This is a genomic window from Pseudomonas trutticola BRTCR10 (assembly GCF_056155105.1).
Genome location: NZ_CM149552.1, coordinates 2,907,103 through 2,927,583, shown reverse-complemented (window position 1 = coordinate 2,927,583; position 20,481 = coordinate 2,907,103). Strand labels below are relative to the sequence as shown.

At 58.8% G+C, this 20,481-nt stretch carries 22 protein-coding genes and 1 pseudogene (1 of these 23 only partly in view); 13 read left to right on the top strand and 10 right to left on the bottom strand.

Going from position 1 to position 20,481, the window contains the following annotated elements; all coding sequences use genetic code 11:
• Positions 1-1,629 carry the 5' portion of a tyrosine-protein phosphatase gene (locus ACVVH8_RS13125; RefSeq protein ID WP_475230677.1) on the bottom strand. 291 nt of this gene lie to the left of the window's left edge, so the window shows 1,629 of its 1,920 coding nt (coding positions 1-1,629); the start codon lies at positions 1,627-1,629; its stop codon lies off the left edge, out of view.
• Positions 1,630-1,952: 323 nt separating this feature from the next.
• Here ACVVH8_RS13125 and ACVVH8_RS13120 point away from each other — a divergent pair, with 323 nt between their 5' ends.
• The gene (locus ACVVH8_RS13120) at positions 1,953-2,399 is read left to right on the top strand and encodes a hypothetical protein (RefSeq protein WP_315448681.1); all 447 of its coding nucleotides are present in this window, start codon (positions 1,953-1,955) and stop codon (positions 2,397-2,399) included.
• An 89-nt stretch (positions 2,400-2,488) separates the two neighbouring features.
• Here ACVVH8_RS13120 and ACVVH8_RS13115 read toward each other — a convergent pair whose 3' ends face one another.
• Positions 2,489-2,716, bottom strand: a complete 228-nt coding sequence (locus ACVVH8_RS13115; RefSeq protein WP_103307369.1) for a hypothetical protein — start codon at positions 2,714-2,716, stop codon at positions 2,489-2,491.
• A 182-nt stretch (positions 2,717-2,898) separates the two neighbouring features.
• On the opposite strand from ACVVH8_RS13115, the gene tspO reads away from it, so the two are divergent.
• Together tspO and ACVVH8_RS13105 are read left to right on the top strand one after the other, a co-directional pair.
• A complete protein-coding gene (tspO, locus tag ACVVH8_RS13110; protein ID WP_475230674.1) occupies positions 2,899-3,339 on the top strand; it encodes a tryptophan-rich sensory protein TspO in 441 nt (146 codons plus the stop codon).
• Positions 3,339-4,328, top strand: coding sequence for an alpha/beta hydrolase fold domain-containing protein (locus ACVVH8_RS13105; RefSeq protein WP_475230671.1), 990 nt, complete (start codon positions 3,339-3,341; stop codon positions 4,326-4,328). Before tspO ends, ACVVH8_RS13105 begins: the two co-directional genes overlap by 1 nt.
• Positions 4,329-4,391: 63 nt before the next feature.
• Here ACVVH8_RS13105 and ACVVH8_RS13100 read toward each other — a convergent pair whose 3' ends face one another.
• Together ACVVH8_RS13100 and ACVVH8_RS13095 are read right to left on the bottom strand one after the other, a co-directional pair.
• Entirely contained in the window at positions 4,392-5,111 is a 720-nt protein-coding gene (locus ACVVH8_RS13100; RefSeq protein WP_475230668.1) for an SDR family NAD(P)-dependent oxidoreductase, read from the bottom strand.
• Positions 5,112-5,267: 156 nt separating this feature from the next.
• Complete coding sequence (locus tag ACVVH8_RS13095; RefSeq protein WP_401297207.1) at positions 5,268-5,534, bottom strand: hypothetical protein; 267 nt, start codon at positions 5,532-5,534, stop codon at positions 5,268-5,270.
• A gap of 691 nt (positions 5,535-6,225) precedes the next feature.
• Here ACVVH8_RS13095 and ACVVH8_RS13090 point away from each other — a divergent pair.
• Entirely contained in the window at positions 6,226-7,752 is a 1,527-nt protein-coding gene (locus tag ACVVH8_RS13090; RefSeq protein WP_213028497.1) for a metallophosphoesterase family protein, read from the top strand.
• Between the two features lie 275 nt (positions 7,753-8,027).
• On the top strand, positions 8,028-8,504 hold the full coding sequence (locus ACVVH8_RS13085) for a thiol-disulfide oxidoreductase DCC family protein (RefSeq protein WP_475230665.1): 477 nt from the start codon (positions 8,028-8,030) through the stop codon (positions 8,502-8,504).
• A gap of 31 nt (positions 8,505-8,535) precedes the next feature.
• Here the strand turns inward: ACVVH8_RS13085 and ACVVH8_RS13080 are convergent, their stop codons facing one another.
• On the bottom strand, positions 8,536-9,663 hold the full coding sequence (locus ACVVH8_RS13080; RefSeq protein ID WP_475230662.1) for a saccharopine dehydrogenase family protein: 1,128 nt from the start codon (positions 9,661-9,663) through the stop codon (positions 8,536-8,538).
• Positions 9,664-9,780: 117 nt separating this feature from the next.
• On the opposite strand from ACVVH8_RS13080, the pseudogene ACVVH8_RS13075 reads away from it, so the two are divergent.
• Both ACVVH8_RS13075 and ACVVH8_RS13070 read left to right on the top strand, forming a co-directional pair.
• Positions 9,781-9,921: pseudogene (locus tag ACVVH8_RS13075) on the top strand (ABC transporter substrate-binding protein); the annotation flags it as partial.
• Positions 9,922-9,973: 52 nt separating this feature from the next.
• Positions 9,974-10,189: a PLD nuclease N-terminal domain-containing protein gene (locus tag ACVVH8_RS13070; protein ID WP_103307146.1), complete on the top strand. Its 216-nt coding sequence runs from the start codon at positions 9,974-9,976 to the stop codon at positions 10,187-10,189.
• Here the strand turns inward: ACVVH8_RS13070 and ACVVH8_RS13065 are convergent.
• The gene (locus ACVVH8_RS13065; protein ID WP_475230659.1) at positions 10,186-10,620 is read right to left on the bottom strand and encodes an HhH-GDP family DNA glycosylase; all 435 of its coding nucleotides are present in this window, start codon (positions 10,618-10,620) and stop codon (positions 10,186-10,188) included. The two genes, ACVVH8_RS13070 and ACVVH8_RS13065, sit on opposite strands and share 4 nt — an antisense overlap.
• Positions 10,621-10,701: 81 nt before the next feature.
• Here ACVVH8_RS13065 and ACVVH8_RS13060 point away from each other — a divergent pair, with 81 nt between their 5' ends.
• Complete coding sequence (locus ACVVH8_RS13060) at positions 10,702-11,079, top strand: low affinity iron permease family protein (protein ID WP_103307143.1); 378 nt, start codon at positions 10,702-10,704, stop codon at positions 11,077-11,079.
• A gap of 52 nt (positions 11,080-11,131) precedes the next feature.
• Here ACVVH8_RS13060 and ACVVH8_RS13055 read toward each other — a convergent pair whose 3' ends face one another.
• From ACVVH8_RS13055 to ACVVH8_RS13045, 3 genes are all read right to left on the bottom strand, one after another.
• Complete coding sequence (locus ACVVH8_RS13055; protein WP_213028491.1) at positions 11,132-12,358, bottom strand: zinc-dependent alcohol dehydrogenase; 1,227 nt, start codon at positions 12,356-12,358, stop codon at positions 11,132-11,134.
• Between the two features lie 104 nt (positions 12,359-12,462).
• Complete coding sequence (gene cydB, locus ACVVH8_RS13050) at positions 12,463-13,461, bottom strand: cytochrome d ubiquinol oxidase subunit II (RefSeq protein WP_475230656.1); 999 nt, start codon at positions 13,459-13,461, stop codon at positions 12,463-12,465.
• Positions 13,458-14,837 carry a cytochrome ubiquinol oxidase subunit I gene (locus ACVVH8_RS13045; protein WP_475230653.1) on the bottom strand — a complete coding sequence of 460 codons (1,380 nt, stop codon included), beginning with the start codon at positions 14,835-14,837 and terminating at the stop codon, positions 13,458-13,460. Before ACVVH8_RS13045 ends, cydB begins: the two co-directional genes overlap by 4 nt.
• 300 nt (positions 14,838-15,137) lie before the next feature.
• Here ACVVH8_RS13045 and ACVVH8_RS13040 point away from each other — a divergent pair, with 300 nt between their 5' ends.
• From ACVVH8_RS13040 to ACVVH8_RS13020, 5 genes are all read left to right on the top strand, one after another.
• On the top strand, positions 15,138-15,614 hold the full coding sequence (locus ACVVH8_RS13040; protein ID WP_103307138.1) for a hemerythrin domain-containing protein: 477 nt from the start codon (positions 15,138-15,140) through the stop codon (positions 15,612-15,614).
• 206 nt (positions 15,615-15,820) lie between these two features.
• Positions 15,821-16,873 carry an NAD(P)/FAD-dependent oxidoreductase gene (locus tag ACVVH8_RS13035; protein WP_475230650.1) on the top strand — a complete coding sequence of 351 codons (1,053 nt, stop codon included), beginning with the start codon at positions 15,821-15,823 and terminating at the stop codon, positions 16,871-16,873.
• 54 nt (positions 16,874-16,927) lie between these two features.
• Positions 16,928-17,473, top strand: coding sequence for a P-loop NTPase family protein (locus tag ACVVH8_RS13030; protein WP_475230648.1), 546 nt, complete (start codon positions 16,928-16,930; stop codon positions 17,471-17,473).
• Positions 17,474-17,509: 36 nt separating this feature from the next.
• Positions 17,510-18,229, top strand: a complete 720-nt coding sequence (locus ACVVH8_RS13025) for a hypothetical protein (RefSeq protein WP_475230645.1) — start codon at positions 17,510-17,512, stop codon at positions 18,227-18,229.
• A gap of 2 nt (positions 18,230-18,231) precedes the next feature.
• Positions 18,232-19,626, top strand: a complete 1,395-nt coding sequence (locus ACVVH8_RS13020) for an aminotransferase-like domain-containing protein (RefSeq protein ID WP_475230642.1) — start codon at positions 18,232-18,234, stop codon at positions 19,624-19,626.
• A gap of 6 nt (positions 19,627-19,632) precedes the next feature.
• Here the strand turns inward: ACVVH8_RS13020 and panB are convergent, their stop codons facing one another.
• Complete coding sequence (gene panB / locus ACVVH8_RS13015) at positions 19,633-20,448, bottom strand: 3-methyl-2-oxobutanoate hydroxymethyltransferase (protein WP_475230639.1); 816 nt, start codon at positions 20,446-20,448, stop codon at positions 19,633-19,635.
• Positions 20,449-20,481: the final 33 nt, after the last annotated feature.

The window sequence follows — 20,481 nt, the reverse complement described above, 5'->3', positions numbered from 1 at the left end:
GGCCACAGCGCTGCGACGGGTTTGCGTGTTGTCATCGACATCCAGAGAAAGCTCGCTGCCCTTCTCCTTGAAGCCGGCAAGATCGAGATGGCTGACGCGCACCCCGAGACTCGGCTCCAGCGTCATGCCGCTCACTGGTACGCGATAGCCCAATGCCAAAGTCGCCCCCGTCAGATTGCCGTGAGTGCTGCCCTTGGCTGAACCGAGACCACCGCCGAGGTCACGTTTGCTGTCGTAGTCGGTGTAACCGGCACTGGCGTTGGCATCTATATAGAAGCCGCGCTCCAGACTGGCGAAGCCATAACGGGCGCCAATGTTGAAGAAGGTGAAATCAGTATCCGCTTCGCCACCCGCCCCTCCCACCGAGCCTTTGCTATAACCGAAGCCACCACGGGCGCTGAGTTGTTCGCTGAAACGCTGGGTGATGCCGACCATCAGGCCCTGGCTGTGTTCGTTGCTGCTGTCAGCGTGCGCGGAACCGTCGGTGCCCAAATACCCGGCGAGCGCGGTCGTCCACAAACGATATTGGCCGACTCGCAGATCGGTGCCGCTGGCGAACGGGGCGGCAGCCTGTTCGATCAGCGCGTTCTGGCGCAGCAGGTAGCTGGCCGCATCGGCGTGAACCTGGCCACCGACCGTGGACTCGACACCACCGAGAGTGCCGGCGTCGATGGCCGACTGCAGATAATAGTTGTAGGCACTGTAGGTGCCGGACAGATTGGTGTTCTGCAACTGTCGCAACAACTCGGCACCCGCGGCCGCATTGCCAACCAGTCCCGCCTGCCCCGGCAGACTGTTGTACTCGACCAGTTTGCCGCGCAGCACATAGATCGTTTCCTGCGACAGCCCCAGACCTTGCTTGAGGTAGTTGTCCATGCTGCCGTATTGCGCGCTGACTTCATCGAGACCGGCCTGCAAGTAGCTGGCCTCCACACCGAGCAGCGGCGCGTAAATGGCGGCCATGCCTGGCGGCATGGCTTTGAGGGTCGCGGCGACGCGGGCGGCAGTGTAATCGTTGGTCGCCAGGTAGTTGGCCATGATCGTCGCGTTGTCGAGCCCGGCGATGCTCTGCAACACCGCCGCAGTCCAGCCCGTGCGGTCCTTGCCGGCAGTGCAGTGGAACAGTTGAGCAGCGTCGACACTGGCCAGCTCATTGAACAGTTTGGCGAACTGACCGCGCATCCCCGCGTCGCTGACGAACGCGCGGTTGGTCTGCTCCATCATGGCGATCGCGTCGGCGGCGCTGTTGAATGAGATGTTGGTGATGTTCGAGCCGGAGGTGGTGCTGCCGATGATGTCGATGTTTTCGTAGGTCGCACCGCTGAGCATCGTGTCCGGTGTTGCGGCGATTTCGCTGGGGGTGCGCAGGTCGTAAACGGCTTTGATGCCAAGGCTGTTGAGCGTCGCCAGATCCGCCGTCGACGGCGTCAGCGCATTCGAACGGTAGAACACGCCACTGCGCATCGTACCGTCATGGGCCGTGGAGTAGGCCGTGGTGAGGCCGGCGATATCACGGAAGTTGTCGATGCTTGTCAGGCGCGGCGTATCGAGAGCAACAGGCTCGGCGGCATGGGCAGCGGCGATGGACAGACTCAGAACGGACAGCGAACACAGTAGACGTTGGAACACAGTGCAGCCTCATGGAATAAGCATTGGGCTGGCTACTATCTGCAATGAAGTGATACCGAATATGACAGATTGACTCTGGATCGAAATGGCTGCGCGATTGGTCCATGGCACGCGTGTTTCGGCCATATCGATACTTTTTTATAGATTTCCCACATGGGGGACTTGGGTGACGGGGAACAGCTGTTTGACTGGATTTCCAGAACCGGCACAATTGCCGACCTTTTGCGACAGGATGTCACCATGCACCGGATTGAAAATGTGCAGGCTGCCACACGCGGCACATCGGCGTGTCTGAACGGCAGGTCCGTGAAAGGTCCGCGAGCATGACCAAACCTTCCCGACAAATCCTTGCGGCGCTTTTCTTCTGCGTTGGTTCATGGGCCGCTTTGTGGGCTGCTTCCCAATGGTGGGAAAAAGCCCTGGCAACGCCTTCAGGCGCAGCGCGCATCAGTCCCAACGGTTGCTACCGGGTTCAGGATTTCAAACCCTTCTGGGTACTGCCCGGCATTTTTCACCCCCGCCCCCATCCGGACGAAACGGTGCCGCTTGCCTGGTTTCCCCGGTGGGAGATACCGGCGTTTTTTCGTCTGTACGATCAGCGCAACGGGCAACTGCTGGGTGAAAGTGAAATTTACGATCTGGTGGCTGATGGCGGGCCTTTGAGCTGGGGTTTCAGAGAGTTGCCCCGGGTCTCCGCCGCCATGATCGACATCGGCCCAAATGCACCCGACTGCATAGGGGATGAGCCGGAGTCCACTGTCTTACCCTGACTTTGCTTGCGAAGGTAGCGTTTCAGCGTGAATTAGTCCTGGCTGAAACGGCCCCTTCGCGAGCAAACCCACTCCCTCAGGGACAGGTGTTAGCCTTCGACCCGAATCTGCGTGATGCCTCGATTCTCGGCTTGCGCAAGGATCTCTGGCGGCGTGGAATCTGCCGTGGGCATGAGCAGACTGTTTTCCGCATCGCCATAATGCAATTCCAGAAGATGCATCGCGGCCTCGTGATCGGCGAGTCGTGGCTGTTTGAGTTCGAGTGAATGTTCACGAGGCTCGCCGTTGAACTGGTATTTCAGAAGATAGGTGTGCATGGTTTCATCCGCGTTGGAAAGAAGAGGTACTGACTATCCTGACTGACCAGTCAGCTCTTGGTTCAACCTCATCACGAACAGCAGATGCTTCAATAAATGTCATTGTTCAATGCAAACTTTTCGCGCCACGGGGCGTCCTTTGTTTACACCCCCGTTAAGCTGACCACAGCTAAGGACTGGCAATGACCTTTTTCATTTTCCTTCTGGCCTGCGCGGCTGCCGCGAGCACGGGCATCATGTTCAAACCGGGCCAGTGGTACGAATCGCTGGCCAAACCCGGCTTTACCCCACCGAACTGGGCGTTTCCGGTGGCCTGGACGGTGATCTATCTGTTGCTGGCCTGGGCCGGCTATCGCTTAAGCCTGATCCCCGGGAGCCAGACGGTGCTGGCTTTATGGGCCGCGCAGATTGCGCTGAATACCTTGTGGACGCCGGTGTTCTTTGGCGCGCATCACATTGTTGCCGGGATGGTGATCCTGACGCTGCTCTGGCTGGTGGTCGCGGCAATGGTGGTGATGGCTGTGCAGCTTGATTTGATCACTGGCCTGATTTTGTTCCCGTATCTGGCGTGGCTGTGTGTTGCCGCAGCCTTGAATTTTTCCATTCTGGTCAAGAATCGCTGATGCCCCACTCCCCCCGTAAAGCACCATGGCCCGAAGGCGAGCGCGAGTTGGCGCAAGTGCGCGATTTCAACAAGAAACTCGCCTGGTTGCCGCACTTTAAAATCCGCAATCGCGTCGTGCCACGCCTGATTCAGGCGTTGCTGCGTGTCAGTCAGGTTGGCGGCGAAGGCAAGTTGCGCAAGCATGGCCTCCTGGCTGAGCGAAAGAGTATTGACCACAGTGGCGCGGCCGTGCGGATCATTCGGCCAAAGGGTCGAGCCAAAGGCGTGGTGCTGGATTTCCACGGCGGCGGCTGGGTGATCGGCAATGCGCAGATGAATGACAACTTCAACATCGCCATCGTCAATACGTGCAACGTGGCGGTCGTCTCGGTGGACTACCGTCTGGCGGTATCGACGCCCATCGAAGGGGTGATGGATGACTGCGTGGCAGCCGCCCGCTGGCTACTCAGCGAGAAGGAATTTGCCGACCTGCCGGTGATTGTCGTCGGTGAATCGGCCGGCGCTCACCTGGCGGCGGCGACGCTATTGGCGCTGAAAAACTCGCCCGGGTTGCTGCAACGGGTGAACGGCGCACTGCTCTATTACGGCGTTTACGATATGACCGGAACGCCGAGCGTGCGCGAAGCACCGCCAGAAACCCTGCTGCTGGACGGACCGGGAATGGTTGAAGCACTGCGCAAGCTCACGCCGGACTTGAATGACGAGCAGCGCCGCCAACCGCCGCTGTCCCCGCTGTACGGCGATTTCAGCGGCTTTCCGCCGGCCCTGATGTTTGCCGGTGAGCTGGATCCGTTGCGTGACGACACCCTCGATATCGCCGAGCGCTGGATGAATTCAGCACCCGTCGAGGTGTATCTGTTGCCCTCCTCCCCACACGGCTTCATCCACTTTCCGACAGCCATCGCTGAAAGCGTGCTGGCTTACAGCCGTGAGTGGATTTCGGCGCAGGTCGAAGCGCCAGCGTCGATCACTCGTTCAAGTCCTTGATTAGGTCGCTGCCGACAATCGGTGAGACGCCGGCCAACATAACCGCGCGGCTAAACCCTGCTCTCAGAAGCGCTCATCAAATATCGCCGGCAAGGTCAGGTCCTTGACGAAGCTTGCCGAGAACAGACTCAAGATCATCCGCACCACCTGCACGACGTCGTGTACGGGAATGGCGTTGCCCTCGCCGTGCTGTTCGGCAAGCACTCTGGGCGTGCTGAGGGGATCGTCGGCATTCAGGTAGCCGAGGTTCAGACAGGTCACGCCCAGGCGTTGCTGCCTATAGCCTTCGCGTAATGCATCGGCCATGCCCCGTAGTGCGAACTTGGAAGCGCCGAAAGTGACTTCGGGTCGTCCACTTTGCGCCAAGCCAGAAGTCGAGCCGGTCAGAATGATTCTTGGGTTTGCGCTTTTCAGCAGCACCGGCAGCAAGCGTTTTATCAACACAATGGTCGACGTAATGTTGCAGTTGACGATCGCCTGCACCTGATCGTCGTGATCAGCCAGGAAGTCGTACGCGGGGTCGAAAGCCAAGTCCTCCCAGATGCCCAGGTTGTAGATCAGCGTATCCAGCCCGCCTTCGGCAACCGCTCGCTCAATCACCGACACAGCTTTCATGGGTTCAGCCAGATCGGCCTCTACCCACCGCACCTCGATCCCGGGCCTGGAGGGCAGCGTTTCGGGACGGCTACGCGAAACACCAATCAACGTATCGCCCTGCTCACCCAGTCCATCGATAAAGGCTTTGCCCAACCCTTTGCTTGCACCAACCACCATGGTTTTCACTGACCGTCTCCTTGACCTGCGTGCTTATGTGGACGGGCATGCAAACAGGCGACTCGCGGATTGGCAATCAACAGGTTGTTTCCAGATGTTCGAAGCAAAAAAAAGCCCGGCTGATAAGGCCGGGCTCTTGTCGAGTACTGCGGTCAAACCCTGCATTCACGCGGCACGGCGTTCGAGCAGACGGTCTGCACCACCTTCGGCAACCAGATTACCTTTGAGGCGATCCGAACCATCGGCAGCGACGGCATCACTGAACAGTGGGTCGGTCTGGGTGGCTGCAGCGACCGCGTCGCTGAACAGCGGATCAGTCTGGGTGGCTGCGGCAACCGCGTCGCTGAACAGCGGATCAGTCTGGGTGGCTGCGGCAACCGCGTTCAGGGCGAAGAGTGAGAAGGCAATGCCGAGGAGTGTTTGGCGTTTCATGTTGATGTGCTCCGATGTGCAGTGGTTGGGAATGGAGCCGATCTTACGCCGAGGTGCTGATATGAGAACCTGATTGCGTTAATGGTTGTTATTGATGCAGTCAATGATTCCGCAAAACCGCAATATCAGTGTTGATCTGTCGACCGGAAACGGGTGGAGCAGCCGGCGTGGCTGAATTCCAGCTAATGGACTCCACCTAACGGGGCGATTAGCTCTATTGGCTACTGGCGACTTACGGCCAAAAGCAGTCTATGATCACGCTGCTTCAACTAGCGGGTGTGGTTAGAGCACACCTCTTTTCACCCTCGCTCTATATCGCGATTCCGATACGAGACTCAGCACAAAAGGAACTTATGCATGAGTAAAAAAACCACGGCACGCGCAATCGGCCGAGCGTAATTCGATACTGCTGTCGCCCCCAGATAGCCAGGCGTCCTGAAACCACAAGGCAGTACTTCAGTGATCGCAGACAAAAACGATCATCTCGTAGAAGAAATCGTTTCGACGCCGATATCAGGCGGCGTAATCAGTGTTTTTTCAATTATTTATTTTGCCTTTGTCCAGTAATAGGGGATCGCCATAACGCCCCTGCAATAGCGATCTGACGCAGGGAAAAGCGCCTTACCTTAACTTGACTCAAGCCACCATAACCCAAGCACAGCGGCACCCGAACGACGCCAAGGAGAAAGCAATGGGAGCGATTTTCAAACTCGAACACGCGAATATCATGACGTACATCACGTCACGCGCGGACTCGCCGCCCCGAGTGGTCAGGCAGCACCTCAACGAGTTTCTTGAAGCCCTCTCGTACCAGGTCAATCGCTACTTGATCTCGGAGCGCGGTAACGCATTCTGGCTAGATGACATCGCGAATGTCGCACGTGAGGCAGCAAGGAGATTGCACGAAAGTCCCGCGTCGGTTCGTGAACAAACCATCGTTCCTCCGTCGACGTTGGGGCGGGTGCTAGAGGGCCTTAGAGAAGAATTCTCTTCCTTCCCGCTTTATGCGTTGGCGGTAGGCTCAGGCCCCGCGCTTAAGATTGCAGCGCGGGAACTGGCAAGTGAGCAGATGCGTGGACAACTACTCGTGCTCATTCCAGAGAGCAACATATCCGAGCGCAATTTCGAGGTGCTTGATCCTCTGCCTGCCTTTTCCAAAGCGCTCCACGCGGCACCCGACTGGCCGGGATTCTTGTTTTGGACACAATCAGGCGCGAGCGCATTTGTAAAACTGGAAGATCTAGACGAAATCCTTCATGCACTAAGGGACGCACGGTACGGAGCAAGATCACGGCGACCTGGGACGCCCTCAGACTTTGATAATACTCTTCGAGAATGGTCTACACCGCGAGGGCGGAACTACCGTCGCATACTTCACTTGAGTGACCTCCATTTTGGTACGGAAGAAGCGATAGAGAATCAGGCGATCCTTGATTCCGAGCTAAGTGAAATCGTCCAACGTGTGGACCGAGTGGTTATCACTGGTGACTTGTTTGATACGCCAAATAAAAACTATGCAACGCTATTTGGAAACTTCAAACAAAACATCACGAGGCTTTCCGGGGGCCGCGAACCCATCGTAATCCCCGGAAACCATGATCAACGAATGATTGGTGTTTTCGGCGAAAACTACAAACATGTGGCGATGATCGGGTCACAGAAAATCGTCGTTGATGATCAATGCAAGATGATATTCATCTGCTTTAACTCCTCAGAAAAAGGATCCTTCGCACGGGGTCGAATTACCAAATCCCAATTTCGACAGTTGGGAGGCGAGTACCGCACGTTGACAGCCTCGCGGCCGGAATTGAAAGAATATCTGCCCATTGCTTTGGTTCATCACCATCCGTTTTCGTTTGAAGTGCAGGCCGAGACTCTGGTTCAGAAAGCACTCAAGGCGTTTGGTTTCGGAGATGAAGCATTCCTTGTGCTGACTAACGCTGAGGATCTGCACCATTGGTGCATGGACTGGAATGTAAAAACCATTCTCCATGGCCACAAACATAAAGCGCGGTACGTTGAGCGCGAGGTTAAGCGCGACTCACACAGCGCTCGTTTGACGGCGATCGGCTGTGGCAGTTCGCTAGGGGCTGAGGGCTCACCTGTTTCATACAACTTGCTCGAGTGGGAGCCGGCATCACAACGCTGGGTAGCCTCTTTCTTTGAAAGTATCAATGGCGGTGCTTTCCGCGAAACAGTAGCCGCAGTTTCACCGTAAAAGTGATGGCGTTACTCCTGGTCAAACTCGGTGCCGGGTACCCGCTCAGGCAATGACTCAAAACAAACGCCGCTGTTCAATAAACGGCGGCGCTTGTGTGCCAGGACCAGCAGAAATGCCTTCAGAAGCCACTACCCGGTAGCCTCCAAAACACCCAGTCGTATCGACACATAAACGCTCTGCGTTGTCCGCAGATAAGCCGGGTATTCCTGGAAGCAGACGCCAATCATCCCCACGGTTATGATCCATTCACCCCAACCCAATGGACTTCCACCATGCCAACCGCGCAACCCCGCCCTACCCCCGCGCCGCTGCTCAAGCCTGGCGAAACGGTGGTGCTGTTCGACGGTGTGTGCAAACTGTGCAATGGCTGGGCGCGGTTCCTGATTCGGCATGATCATCAGCGGCGTGTGCGCCTGGCGGCGGTGCAGTCGCCCGAGGGTCAGGCGCTGCTGGCGTGGGCGGGTTTGCCGCTGGATCAGTTCGACACCATGGCGGTGATTCGTGACCAGCACTACTGGGAACGCTCGGATGCCTTTTTCGAAGTCATCAAGCAGTTGCCCGGCCACTGGCAGCCTTTGCGACTGCTGCGCATCTTCCCACGCGTGCTGCGCGACTGGGGCTATGACCGCATTGCGCTGAATCGTTATCGACTGTTCGGCAAATACGATACCTGTGTGCTGCCCAATCCTGACCACGAACAGCGTTTTCTGAAAATGGCGGCGCCGTCTGCCGCTGACTCCGACAGCTGACCAGCGAGGTCAGCAGCCAGATAGTGTCTGTTCAGCGCTGCCCGTCAGAAAATTGCACGGACAGGCTCAGGTTGGCCGGATCGTTGATCGCCGCAAGGTATTCGTCGACGCTGATTTCCCCTACACATGGCCGGGCACCGGGTGACGGCACGTAGCCCTGAGCCATTTTTGCCGCCAGCGCCACAGCGGCGCAGCTTGGGATTTCCGGCCCCCTGTCATTCAGGGCGGTGAGTTGCGCGGTCATCGACAGCGGTTTGCCGTCAACGCCCACGCCCTGAACATCGATGTACATCGCACTCTTGCCATCGCCGAAGCGTTCGAACAGGGTGCCCAGTCGATGCAGGCGTGCCGCCCAGACGGCATGGTCGCGCACCAGCCCGACTTTCAATGCCTGCGCCAGCAGACCATTGGCAATACCGCCGAGCTTCAGTCCGGCGCCAGCCTTGAAACTGAGGGTGTGTGCGCCATAACGACCGGCAAAGATATCCATGTCCGGCACGTCGACGTTCGCCAGCAACCGGGTGCCCAGTTGCGGCATCTTGCGCAAGGTCAGGTCCAGCCAGCCCGACACTTCCTGCACCTGGCCATTCTTCAATTGCCGGATCGGTTTGCCGGCGTAGGCCAGCACGCCTTCGATGGTCGACAGCCCCGGCATCTTCGCCGAGGAGGAAATGCCGTGCTCGATGACGTCGATACGGGAGAAGCGATGACGCTGCTGATCAATGATCGCCGAAGACAGCGTTGGCACCGAACTGCAGCCACTGAGAATCGCCACACCTGCCGCTTTCGCGCGTTCATTGAGCAGGCCCACACCGTTGACGAAGGTTCGGCAGTCAGCCAGGTCGCAGTAATTCACCGAGGCGGCAATGCAACTCTCGGCAACCGCATAGGATTGCCCTTGAAACGGGCCACCGGTATGCACCACCAGGTGGATATTCAGCAAACGCAGCGCGGCGCTGAACTCGGGGCCCATGGCATCGCCGCACCAACCTTCGGCGGCAGCCCCCGACTGGCTGTTCAGCTCATCGAGCTTGCCTTGCAACTTGTCCGGATTGCGCCCGGAGAGCACCAGCTCCACACCCGGCATGACCGCCAGATGCCGGCAAACAATGCTGCCGAAATTACCGTAGCCACCGACCACCATCACCCTGAACGACATTTCCACTTCCCTACTGACCGGCTGCTGTTTTTCCCGATTGCGCACATCCGCACACGGAGCGTGAAGGATATCGGGCCCGGCGCCGGCAAGCCAATGCCATGAGATCAAACGCTCAACGACCCGGTGTTATCGCGCCTGCGTGCCGTGCGCAAGAACCGCATGATCGACATTCCATTCACCCATTGACAGCCGACGGCCAACAGCGGTGCGGTCGCCCTGCATCTGGCCCGGCAACTCAAGGCACTCAACGAAAATTAAATGAACCCGCCGCACCACACGCCACCTAACAAAGACCATCAGGAGGTAGCCAATGCAAATCGAAACCGTGTGGATCGTACTGGCGGCAGTTCTTCTGCTTATTGAACTGTGGGCCATCAATCGGGTGCGTAAAAGCGAGGGCAAATCGAGTAACAAGGGGGTATGGATTGTGCTGATCGTGTTTGTGCCGCTGTTCGGACTGATCGCCTGGGCAATCGCCGGGCCTAAACACATCAGCCAGAATACGGCGTCGCATCCGGGTCGTTAAGGGAACAGCAGCGCGCCGGCTTCACGCATGAAAATCTCGACGGTCTTCGGGCCGATCCCGTCAAATTCCGCCAGGCGTTGCTCGAACGCCTGGCGATCGGCACTTGCGGCAATGATATTGCCGACCTTCCCCACGTATTCATCATTGAGCTTGTGAGCCAACGCCAGCAGGCGCGTTGCTGTGGTTTCGTCGTAACGCACGTAATGTGCCTCGCCGAGCATTGCCACCAGTTCCCGATGGCTGCAATTGGCTAACTTGCGCGGCGTATCACGCTGCCGTTTTTCCACGATCACTCGATAGGCCTGTGCCGCAATGTCGGCCTGAATGCGTTTGCCCATCAGAAAACTGGCGATCAACCATTTGAACAGCGGCGTCTCATCGCCGTGGCCGAAGTGGATATGCAGGTCCTGCGCGGTGATCGTTTTACTCATTGAGCACTCCGCAATTGTAAAAAAGAATTTCAAAGGTTTGCCGGGGTCTATGCCCTACCTTCCTCAAGAGCTCGTCCATTCATGAAATTTGCGTCTTTCTGTCAGGCCCTGTCCAATTGGGCCGGCAGCTCGAAAACCTTTGTCGCCGCGATCGTCCTGATCATCATCTGGGCACTGACTGGCCCGTACTTTCACTACAACGACACCTGGCAACTGATCATCAACACGTCGACCACGATCATCACGTTCCTGATGGTGTTCCTGATCCAGAACACACAAAACCGCGACAACGATATCTTGCACCTGAAAATCGATGAGCTGATCCGGGCCACCACCGACGCACAGAATGCAACGCTGTGTCTGGACAAAATGGGCACCCGGGAACTGCGCAAACTGCGTGCGCATTACAGCTCCCTCGGGGAAAACGACGAGATCAATGTCGACTCGACCGCAGACTGAACGACTGAAAGTGGAGTGCATGGGGCACTCCACTTTCTGCTCTATCAACCGATCAAGTTGCTGGCACTAAAGCGGGTGTCTCAATCGTCTCCGCCAACGGCACATCACTGCCGCCCGGCGTGAGGATCACCTTGCGGCAGTTTTGCTCTTTCTTGTCGAAGATCTTGTAGCCCTCGGCGGCCTGTTCCAGAGACATCCGGTGGGTGATGATCGCCTCTGGCTGCAAGCGCCCGGTCTCGATATGGCCGAGCAGTTCGGGCAGGAAGCGCTGCACGTGGGTCTGGCCCATCTTGAACGTCAGGCCTTTATCGAATGCATCGCCAAACAGGAAACCGTGGATCGGTCCGGAATACACGCCGGGCACACTCACCACCCCGCCCCGGCGCACCGCCGCAATGCATTGGCGCAACGCCTTGCCGCTACCGCCCTCGATTTTCAGCGTGGCCATGATGGTTTCCGTGGTACTGCCCTTGGCTTCGAAGCCCACTGCGTCGATCACCGCATCGACACCACGACTGCCGGGCGTCTGGCGAATGATGGTGTCGGCCGGATCATCGTCGTCATCGAAGTTGATCGGGATCACGCCGTAGGTGCGCTGCGCATACTCCAGCCGATAGGCGTGATGATCGACCATGAAGATGCGTTCGGCACCGAGCATTCGCGCGCAGGCAGCGCTAAGCAAGCCGACAGGCCCCGCGCCGTAGATCGCGATGCTTGAACCCTGGCCGATACCGGTGTTGGTCACGGCTTGCCACGCGGTCGGCAGGATGTCGGAGAGGAACAACACTTTCTCGTCCGACAACGTCCCCGGCACTTTGAACGGCCCGGTATTGGCCTTTGGCACCCTCACCAGCTCTGCCTGGCCACCGGGAATGCCGCCATACAAGCGGCTATAACCGAACAGTGCAGCCGGCGGCGGGATGACCTTCTTGTTCAGCGCCCCGCCCGGGCCCGAGTTGGTCGTTTCGCAAGCAGCGTACTGTTGCAGTTGGCAGAAGAAGCAATCGCCGCAGGCAATCACAAAAGGAATCACCACGCGATCGCCACGTTGCACCGCCGTCACCGCCGAGCCGGTTTCCTCAACGATGCCCATGAACTCATGGCCGAAGATATCGCCATGCTCGACCGTGGGAATCTTGCCGCGATACAGGTGCAGATCCGAGCCGCAAATGGCCGTGGCCGTGACCCGCAGGATGATGTCGTCGGGCGCCTCGATGATCGGGTCCGGCACGGTTTCGACTCTGACATCATGGGCGCCGTGGTAAGTCATTGCTCGCATGGGGGTGTCCTCGTACGTTCGAATGAAAGGATGGCTGCTTCATTTTCGGAAGGACAAACGCCGATGCGAGTTCATAACGTTTGGGCTTATTCGGATAAGTGGCGTCATTCGCCAATCCGCACCTTGCCGCTGAAGACTTTGAAGCCATAGGTGTTGTAGACCAGCGTCAGCGGAATCAGCACGGCGAAACCGATCAGCATGAACACCTGACTTTTCGGGCTGGACGTGGCGGCTTGCAAGGTCAGATCCGGCGGCACGATCAAGGGAAACAACGCCGTCAGCATCAAGGTAAATGCGAGGATGAACACAGCCAACGCCGCGAACAACGGCAAGGCGTTGAAGCGGCTGCGAAACCCCAACAAGAAGAATGCGAGCAATGCGATCAGCAGCGCTGTCGACGGCAGCCACACACGAGCGTCGGTCAGTCGTTGCCAATACTGCCCCTGCAGCAGCGCCGTCCAGAGCACCAGCACCAGCAACAATCCCACGGTGACCAGCGCCAGCACTTTCGCCTGGCGTGCGCAGCGTTTTTGCAGGTCATCCACGGTGCGCCAGTACAGCCAACTCGCCCCCAGCCACGCGTAGCCCGACACCAGCACCAGACCACAAAACAACGGAAACGGCGTCAGCCATTCAGCGCCATTGCCGCTGTACTGACCATTCGCGTGCGGCACACCCTGCACCAACGTCCCCAGTACTACCCCCTGAATGGCACCGGTGGCCAGCGAACCGACCAGCAACACGCCATCGACCATGCGCTTGGTCTTTTCGCTCGGCGCGTAGTCGCGAAACTCAAGGGCCACCGCGCGCAGAATCAACGCCAGGAACATCAGAATAAAAGGCAAATACAACGCCGGCAGCAACACCGCATACGCCAACGGAAACAGCGCCAGCAGCCCGCCGCCACCCAGCACCAGCCACGTTTCGTTGGCGTCCCAGATCGGCAGAATCGTCACGGCCATGGCGCGGCGATCATGGCTGGATCGGGTCAGCCCCATCAACATGCCCACACCGAGGTCGGTGCCGTCTAGCAGCACATAATTCATCACCGAAAACGCCAGGGCGGCGGCACACAGCAGCGTGATCCAGTCGGTGTAGATCATCGGGAGTGCCCCGTTTCATCGGCCAGGGTCGGCTGCGGTCCGGGTTCGTCTTCGTGGGGTGGTTCGCGCAGAACGCGCAACAGCACCCACAGCCCGATGCCGAAGATCAGCAGATAAAACAGCAAGATCAGCCAGGTCGATGTCAGCACCTGTGCGCGGGATACTGGCGACAAACTGTCCGCCGTGCGTAACAGACCGTAGACGGTGAACGGCTGTCGGCCAACCTCGGTGACCACCCAGCCGCTGAGCATCGCCACGAAACCTGCCGGCGCCAGCAGCACGCTGCTCCACAACCACCAGCGGGCGACGTAGAGTCTGTGTCGTCGACGCATCAGCAGACTGACCACGCCCTGCCCCAGCATCAACAGGCCCAGCCCGACCATCAGCCGAAAGGCGAAAAACACCGGCGCCACCGGCGGAATGTCCTGCGGCGGGAACTCGTCCAGCGCGGCGATGCTGCCGCTCAAGTCGTGCGTCAGGTATAGAGAACCGATGCGCGGGATCGCCACCTCCCAGTGATTGCGGCGCTCGCTCATGTCCGGCCAGGCAAACACACGCAAGGGCTCGCCCGCCCCTTCGGCCGGGCGAGTCCAGGAACCTTCGATGGCCGCAACTTTTTGCGGCTGGACCTGCAAAGTGTTTTGCCCGTGCAGATCGCCGACCACGATCTGCACCGGCATCAGCACGACAATCGTCCACAGCGCCATGGAAAATTGCAGGCGCGCCCGCGGATTGCCTGACGCCTTCAACAGTTGCCACGCACTGGCGCCAGCCACCAGGGTGGCGGTGCCGAGCAGCGCGGCCAGGGTCATGTGCAGCAGACGATAGGGAAACGACGGATTGAAGATGATCGCCCACCAGTCTTCGGCGATGAATCGGCCGTCGGCGGCAAGCGCATAGCCCACGGGCGTTTGCATCCACGAATTGGCCGAAAGGATCCAGAACGCGCTGATCAACGAGCCCACTGCCACCGAACACGTGGCAAAAAAATGCAGACGCGGGCCGACCTTTTTCATGCCGAACAGCATGATCCCGAGGAAACCGGCCTCAAGAAAAAACGCCGCGAGCACTTCGTAAAACATCAAAGGCCCGAGCACATCCCCCGCCCGCACCGCCAGCCGCGACCAGTTCAGCCCGAACTGATATTCCAGAATCAGCCCTGAAGCGACGCCCACCGCCACATTGAGGGCAAACACCTTGAGCCAGTAGCGATAGATGTCCAGATAGATCTTGCGCCCGCTCTTCAGCCAAAGCGCTTCAAGGACCATCAGGAAATTCGCCAGGCCGATGCTCAACGCCGCCAGCACGATATGAAAACTGATGGTGATCGCGAACTGGCTGCGCGCCGCCATCAGCGCGGATTCAACGGTATCCATGGCGGCGTCCGGTTTGCGGTTTTTTGCGCATCGCGTCGTCCTCGTAGGCATATCGCCTGTTGTGAGTTGGACATCAACGCGCTCGCGCAAATTCATCCCAAGCGGTGATCTGCAATGCCGGCCGGGGGCTGTTCATGCAGGCTGCACGAAGGCCTTTTGCCCCGGCCTCGCGCAAACCCTTGCGCCAGCGCGGTTGGCGGTTTCGACGCGAGTTGGCATAGCAAATGCGACAGCTTCAGGGACTCCACAGCGCCGTGGCACAACGGCCTGTGTTCAATCCGTGAAAGCAGAGGCCCCCCCATGAACGCCATCGACCTTCTCAAAGCCGACCATGAAAAAGTGAAAGGCATCTTGTCGCAACTCAGCGAATCCACCGACCGGGCGATAAAAAAACGCACGGAACTGTTGGCCAAGCTGGAAATGGAAATCTCGATCCACACCCGCCTCGAAGAAGAAATCCTCTACCCGGCATTCAAGGAAGCCGGCAGCAAAGAGCAGGACATCATGTACTACGAAGCCAAGGAAGAGCACCGCACCGTGGACTCGCTGGTCCTGCCGGATCTGAAAATGACCGACCCCGGCACGCCCGAATTCGCAGGTAGAGTGAAAGTGGTCAAGGAGCTGCTGGAGCACCATATCGAAGAGGAAGAGACGGAAATGTTCCCGCAGGCGAAAAAACTCCTCGGCAAAGCCAGACTCGACGAACTCGGCGCCGAAATGGAAGCGATGAAAGCCAGTTACAAGAAGGACATGGCGGCCGGCAACATGGCCGCGTAAGTATTTGATCGCACCCCGAGCCCGGCAGAAATGTCGGGCTTTTTTGTTGCATCAATCCAACCACCACTGAAGATCACTTGTGGGAGGGGGCTTGCTCCCGAAGGCGGCAGGTCAGCCGCAATCAATTCTGAATGCCAAGCTACATTCGCGAACCAGCCCGCGCCGACCTGTAGTACCGTCACCCGGTCAACAACAGGGAGGTGGATATGGAACATGGAGCAGGCAAGCGCATCGTGGTCATTGGTGCAGGCATCGTCGGCGCGTCACTGGCGTATCACCTGGCGGGCAAAGGTGCCGACGTCACGCTGATCGAGGCCGAAGACATCGAGTGCGGCGCCACGGGACGATCATTCGGCTGGATCAACGCCACTTATGCCGGGCCCGATCCTATCGCACAACTGCGCGGTGCGGCGATCAACGAATACCGCCGACTCGAAACCGAACTGCCCGCGCTGAAAATACGCTGGACCGGCGCGCTGTCCTACGGCGCGAGCATTGATGACATCGCGCAAGCGTCTGTAACCCTGCTGCCACGCGCCGAGATTCTCGCCCGTGAGCCGAACCTCAAGCATCCCCCGCAGCAAGCCCGTTTCGCCGCCGAAGAAGGCGCACTCGAACCGGCACCCGCGACCCATGCCTTGATTGCTGGCGCCCAGTCCTTTGGCGCCCGGTTACTCACACAGACCCGAGTGCTCGGGTTCACCCTCAGCGGCACTCAGGTAACCGGCGTTGAAACCACCACAGGCATTATCGCCAGCGACTTCGTCGTCATCGCAGCAGGCATCGGCACTCCCCATCTGACCGCCCTGCTCAACGCATCCCTGCCCATTGCGGCCGCCCCGGTCATCCTCATTCGCTACAAGACCCAGGCCGATGTCGTGCGCGGCATCATTTCCAACCCACAAATGGAAGTTCGGCGAGGTGCGGATGACACCTTGCTGGCTGCGGAGGATTACCTCGACGACACGCCGCAAAATTCTCCGCAAGCGATCGCACTGCGAACCGCCAAAGCCATTCAGAGCGAACTTCACGGGATCATGTCCATCGAGCCAGAGTCCGCCTGCATCGGCCTCAAACCCGTCACTGCCGATAGCCTGCCCATCGTCGGCTTCCTGCCCAATGTCACTGGCGCCTACGTGTGCTCAATCCACCCCGGCGTCACACTGGCCGCAATCGTCGGCCGACTCGCCAGCGAGGAAATCATCGACGGCCAATCATCGGCCGCCCTCGCCCCGTGTCGTCCCGCGCGATTCCTGTAAATCCAGGCCGCACTTGATTTAGACTTGGCGGCTTTTTTCGCAAAGGATTTGCACATGCAGCGCATCGTTATTCTGGGCAACTCGGGCAGTGGAAAATCGACCATCGCCCGGGACATTGGCCGACGTCTGGGTCTGCCCGTGGTGCATCTCGATCCGCTGTTCTGGGAGCCCGGCTGGATCGAGCCGGATAACCAGATGTTCCGCGAGCGGGTACGACACGCCATTGCCGGTGACGCCTGGGTCTGTGAGGGCAATTACTCTCGGCGCACCTTCGATCTGCGGCTGCCCCGTGCGGATCTGATTATCTGGCTCGATACGCCGCGCCTTGCCTGTTTGGGCCGGGTCATTCTGCGCAGCGTGTTGAACCGGCCACGCGCAGACCTGCCAGCCGGCTGCACTGAGCGGCTGGATAAAGCATTTCTGGGTTTTCTGAAGTTCGTCTGGCACTTTGATCGGGTCAATCGCCCGAGCATTGACGCTAATCGCTTGGCCATCGGCGCGCAAATTCCGGTCGTTCACCTGCGAGGCTCGCAGCAGATTTCGGCGTTTCTGGCCGGCCTGTCGACTCAAGCTCAAACCGCTGAAGCCTCACACATCTGAAGTGAAACCAGAACTGCCTGTTCGGAGCGTTTACCGATGAAAATCTACTGGCCGATGTTCTGGTCTCAGCATCGCGGCATCGACTACGGCGCCGCCACGCTTCGCCTCGATGAAATATTGCCAAGCGTTGGCGCAAGAACCTTCGCGTTCTTTGATAACAACGACCTTCCAGCCGACGGCGAAACCATCCATCTAGTCTGGTGCCCGCCCGTTTCCGACTTGAACGGCTGGAATGAACAGCCTTCGGAAATTGCTCAAAGCTATCTCTTGAAGGCCAACGTGGTCGGCGCAGCTCAAGCCCCCGCCTCAACAACAGAAGCCTCGCGCCGCGCCCACTCTGGCAAGCGCGAATATGAGCTTGATGTGCTTTCCTGCGAACGTTTTCTGTCGGTGCTGCAAGCACTCCCGGCGCACTCAAACCCATGGGATCTACTCGGCAATACATGGGCGTGGGAGCGAATCTCGTGGTCCGGCAGCGCGGTCGTTGAAGGAATGACCTATCTGACCGCGACAGCGAACGAGGCTTTTATGGAATTGATTTTCGAGGAGATCGACGAGCAGATCATCGGGCTCTTCTCGTTGCACATCGATCCGGGTGGCGTGTTCCAGGATTTCGGCAGGAAAATACTGACGGGCGAAGAATGGCGGTTGATCAAACAGGTTCTCGACACCGCGCAGACACTGCATGACTCACAGCCGGCATACCTTGTGGATCGCGCACAGACCTCAGCGCACGATAAAAATGGCAGCGAGTGAGTATGGATAGCCGTAAAGACGTCACTTTCGCCTATCAAGCGGTTTACCGTTACCTGGTCGGTTTGATCGAGACCACGAGCGTCGAGGGGGAACAGAAGCTCCCTTCCCTGCGCCAACTCGCCCAGCGCCTGAGCGTGTCGGTGTCGACCACCAAATACGCCTACTCGTTGCTCGAAGACGAAGGGCGAATCTACGCCCGACCCAAGCTCGGTTATTTCACCCGATCGACGCCCGCCCCGCTACCGAATGACCGCTCGACCAACCTGCTGGACAGCGCGTTCTTCAACGCACGGCAACCGGGCATGCTCGCACTGTGCAGCGACGCGCCGGCGATGCTGGCGTCACTGCAGAATCCATTGTTGATGATGGAGCGCGAACTGACCCGGCAATACCCGGGCGATCCGGCGCCGCACTATCAGCCGTTGGGTGAATCGGAACTGCGCGCCACGTTGGCCGAGCGCTATACCCGTTCCGCGGAGAATTACTGGCAGGCCGAACATGTCTACATCGGCGCCGATCTGCAGAGTGTGATGGCGCTGTCGCTGCAGGCGCTGAACCTGCAAGGCACGCTGGCAGTGGTGGAATCGCCGTGCTCTTGGGCGATTCTGCGCCAGTTGCAAGCGGCGCAGATTCGCGTGATCGAAATGCCCTTGAACGAGGAAGGACGCTTTGACTTGCCAGCGTTCAATGCGCTGCTCAACGATGAGCCCATCCGCCTGGCGGTGCTGTCGTCGACCGTGAACGTGCCCCAAGGCAACCTGATGCCGGCGCAGGACAAACAGCAAATCTGCCGCTGGTTGGCAGAGCGGGATATCTGGCTGTTCGAAAACGATACCTACGGTGAACTCTGCTTCGAACCGGAACCTGCTCGCTACCGCGATTTTGCCGACCCGGAGAAACTGTTGGTGTTCTCGACCTTCGACAAGATCATTGGCGCAGAAGCCCCTTACGGTTACGTGCTCTGTCGCCAGCAGGGGCTGCAATTTCATCGGCTGTTTATCGAGCGAGGCTTTCGCCTTTCGCCGACCCGGCAGAAAGCAATCGCCCGCCTGTTCAACTCCAGACGCATCGACCAGCACCTAATCACACTGCGCGCGCTGTTGCAGGAGCGCATGCAGCGCATGAAAGCGTTGCTGGAGGAGCATGGCAAAGGTCGATGGCAGGTAGTGGTCCCGCAGGGCGGCGCGAGCTTCTGGCTCAAAGCCACACACCCGGTGGACATGCGACGAGTCTTTGAGCGCTTGCTGACGCAACGCATCGTCATCGTCCCCGGGGAAGTGTTCAGTCAGCAAGGCGCCTGGAAACATCACCTGCGTCTGAGCTACACCCTCGAATGGCACAAGGATATAGCTCAGGCTTTGAAGCAACTGGCTCAGGCGTTCGACGAAGCCCGCTAGCCCCGTTCAGAGTCCATAGCAATGCCGCGCTTCAGGGAATTGCCCCTGACGCACCTCATCGGCAAAGCGCTCGCAGGCCTCACGAATCACCGCGCCCACATCGGCGTACTGTTTGACGAAGCGCGGTACGTGCGCACCGCCGAGGCCCAACACGTCTTCGGTGACCAGCACCTGGCCGTCGCACGCCGGCGAAGCGCCAATGCCGATGGTGGGCATTTTTGAATCTGCAGTAATCTGCCGCGCCACGCCTTCGGCAACGCCCTCAAGCACCAGGCTGAACGCGCCCGCCTGAAGACTCGCCCGGGCATCCCCGGCAATCACCGCGCCGGTTTCAGCAGTCAGCCCCTGCGCCTTGAAGCCGCCCATGACATTGACGAACTGCGGCATCAGCCCGACGTGCGCCATGACCGGTATACCGCGCGCCACAAGAAACTCGACGGTTGGCGCCAGCGCCGTGTTCACCTCCAGCTTGACCGCGTCACACCCGGTACGCGCCAGCACCTGGGCGCAATTGCGAAAAGCCTGTTCATGGGATTCCTGATAGCTGCCAAACGGCATATCGGCGACGACGCAAGCCAGTTGCGTGCTATCGACCACCGCCCGGGTGTGGCCGATGATTTCTTCGAGCTGCATGCTCAGTGTCGAGGGCCGGCCATAGCCGACCATTGCCGTCGAGTCGCCAATCAGAATGAAATCGACAATCGGGTCGATCAGCCTGGCGATGGCACTGGAATACGCCGTCAGCGAGACGATTTTCTGTTGACCTTTCATCGCCACCAGTTGTGGAACGGTCAGTCGTTTGGTGCGGGTATGGCTGCTCATGTGCGTCGTCCTGAAAGGTTTGTCCGTGGCTGA

Coding starts and splice junctions, on each gene's coding strand:
- ACVVH8_RS13115 (WP_103307369.1), bottom strand. CDS start 2,716: ATGCACACCTATCTTCTGAAATACCAGTTCAACGGCGAGCCTCGTGAA.
- ACVVH8_RS13070 (WP_103307146.1), top strand. CDS start 9,974: ATGCAAATCGAAACCGTGTGGATCGTACTGGCGGCAGTTCTTCTGCTT.
- ACVVH8_RS13095 (WP_401297207.1), bottom strand. CDS start 5,534: ATGAAACGCCAAACACTCCTCGGCATTGCCTTCTCACTCTTCGCCCTG.
- ACVVH8_RS13020 (WP_475230642.1), top strand. CDS start 18,232: ATGGATAGCCGTAAAGACGTCACTTTCGCCTATCAAGCGGTTTACCGT.
- cydB (WP_475230656.1), bottom strand. CDS start 13,461: ATGATCTACACCGACTGGATCACGCTGCTGTGTGCCGCCGCCCTGGCG.
- ACVVH8_RS13085 (WP_475230665.1), top strand. CDS start 8,028: ATGCCAACCGCGCAACCCCGCCCTACCCCCGCGCCGCTGCTCAAGCCT.
- ACVVH8_RS13065 (WP_475230659.1), bottom strand. CDS start 10,620: ATGAGTAAAACGATCACCGCGCAGGACCTGCATATCCACTTCGGCCAC.
- ACVVH8_RS13030 (WP_475230648.1), top strand. CDS start 16,928: ATGCAGCGCATCGTTATTCTGGGCAACTCGGGCAGTGGAAAATCGACC.
- ACVVH8_RS13040 (WP_103307138.1), top strand. CDS start 15,138: ATGAACGCCATCGACCTTCTCAAAGCCGACCATGAAAAAGTGAAAGGC.
- ACVVH8_RS13105 (WP_475230671.1), top strand. CDS start 3,339: ATGCCCCACTCCCCCCGTAAAGCACCATGGCCCGAAGGCGAGCGCGAG.
- ACVVH8_RS13025 (WP_475230645.1), top strand. CDS start 17,510: ATGAAAATCTACTGGCCGATGTTCTGGTCTCAGCATCGCGGCATCGAC.
- ACVVH8_RS13055 (WP_213028491.1), bottom strand. CDS start 12,358: ATGCGAGCAATGACTTACCACGGCGCCCATGATGTCAGAGTCGAAACC.
- ACVVH8_RS13060 (WP_103307143.1), top strand. CDS start 10,702: ATGAAATTTGCGTCTTTCTGTCAGGCCCTGTCCAATTGGGCCGGCAGC.
- panB (WP_475230639.1), bottom strand. CDS start 20,448: ATGAGCAGCCATACCCGCACCAAACGACTGACCGTTCCACAACTGGTG.
- ACVVH8_RS13035 (WP_475230650.1), top strand. CDS start 15,821: ATGGAACATGGAGCAGGCAAGCGCATCGTGGTCATTGGTGCAGGCATC.
- ACVVH8_RS13080 (WP_475230662.1), bottom strand. CDS start 9,663: ATGTCGTTCAGGGTGATGGTGGTCGGTGGCTACGGTAATTTCGGCAGC.
- tspO (WP_475230674.1), top strand. CDS start 2,899: ATGACCTTTTTCATTTTCCTTCTGGCCTGCGCGGCTGCCGCGAGCACG.
- ACVVH8_RS13120 (WP_315448681.1), top strand. CDS start 1,953: ATGACCAAACCTTCCCGACAAATCCTTGCGGCGCTTTTCTTCTGCGTT.
- ACVVH8_RS13090 (WP_213028497.1), top strand. CDS start 6,226: ATGGGAGCGATTTTCAAACTCGAACACGCGAATATCATGACGTACATC.
- ACVVH8_RS13045 (WP_475230653.1), bottom strand. CDS start 14,837: ATGGATACCGTTGAATCCGCGCTGATGGCGGCGCGCAGCCAGTTCGCG.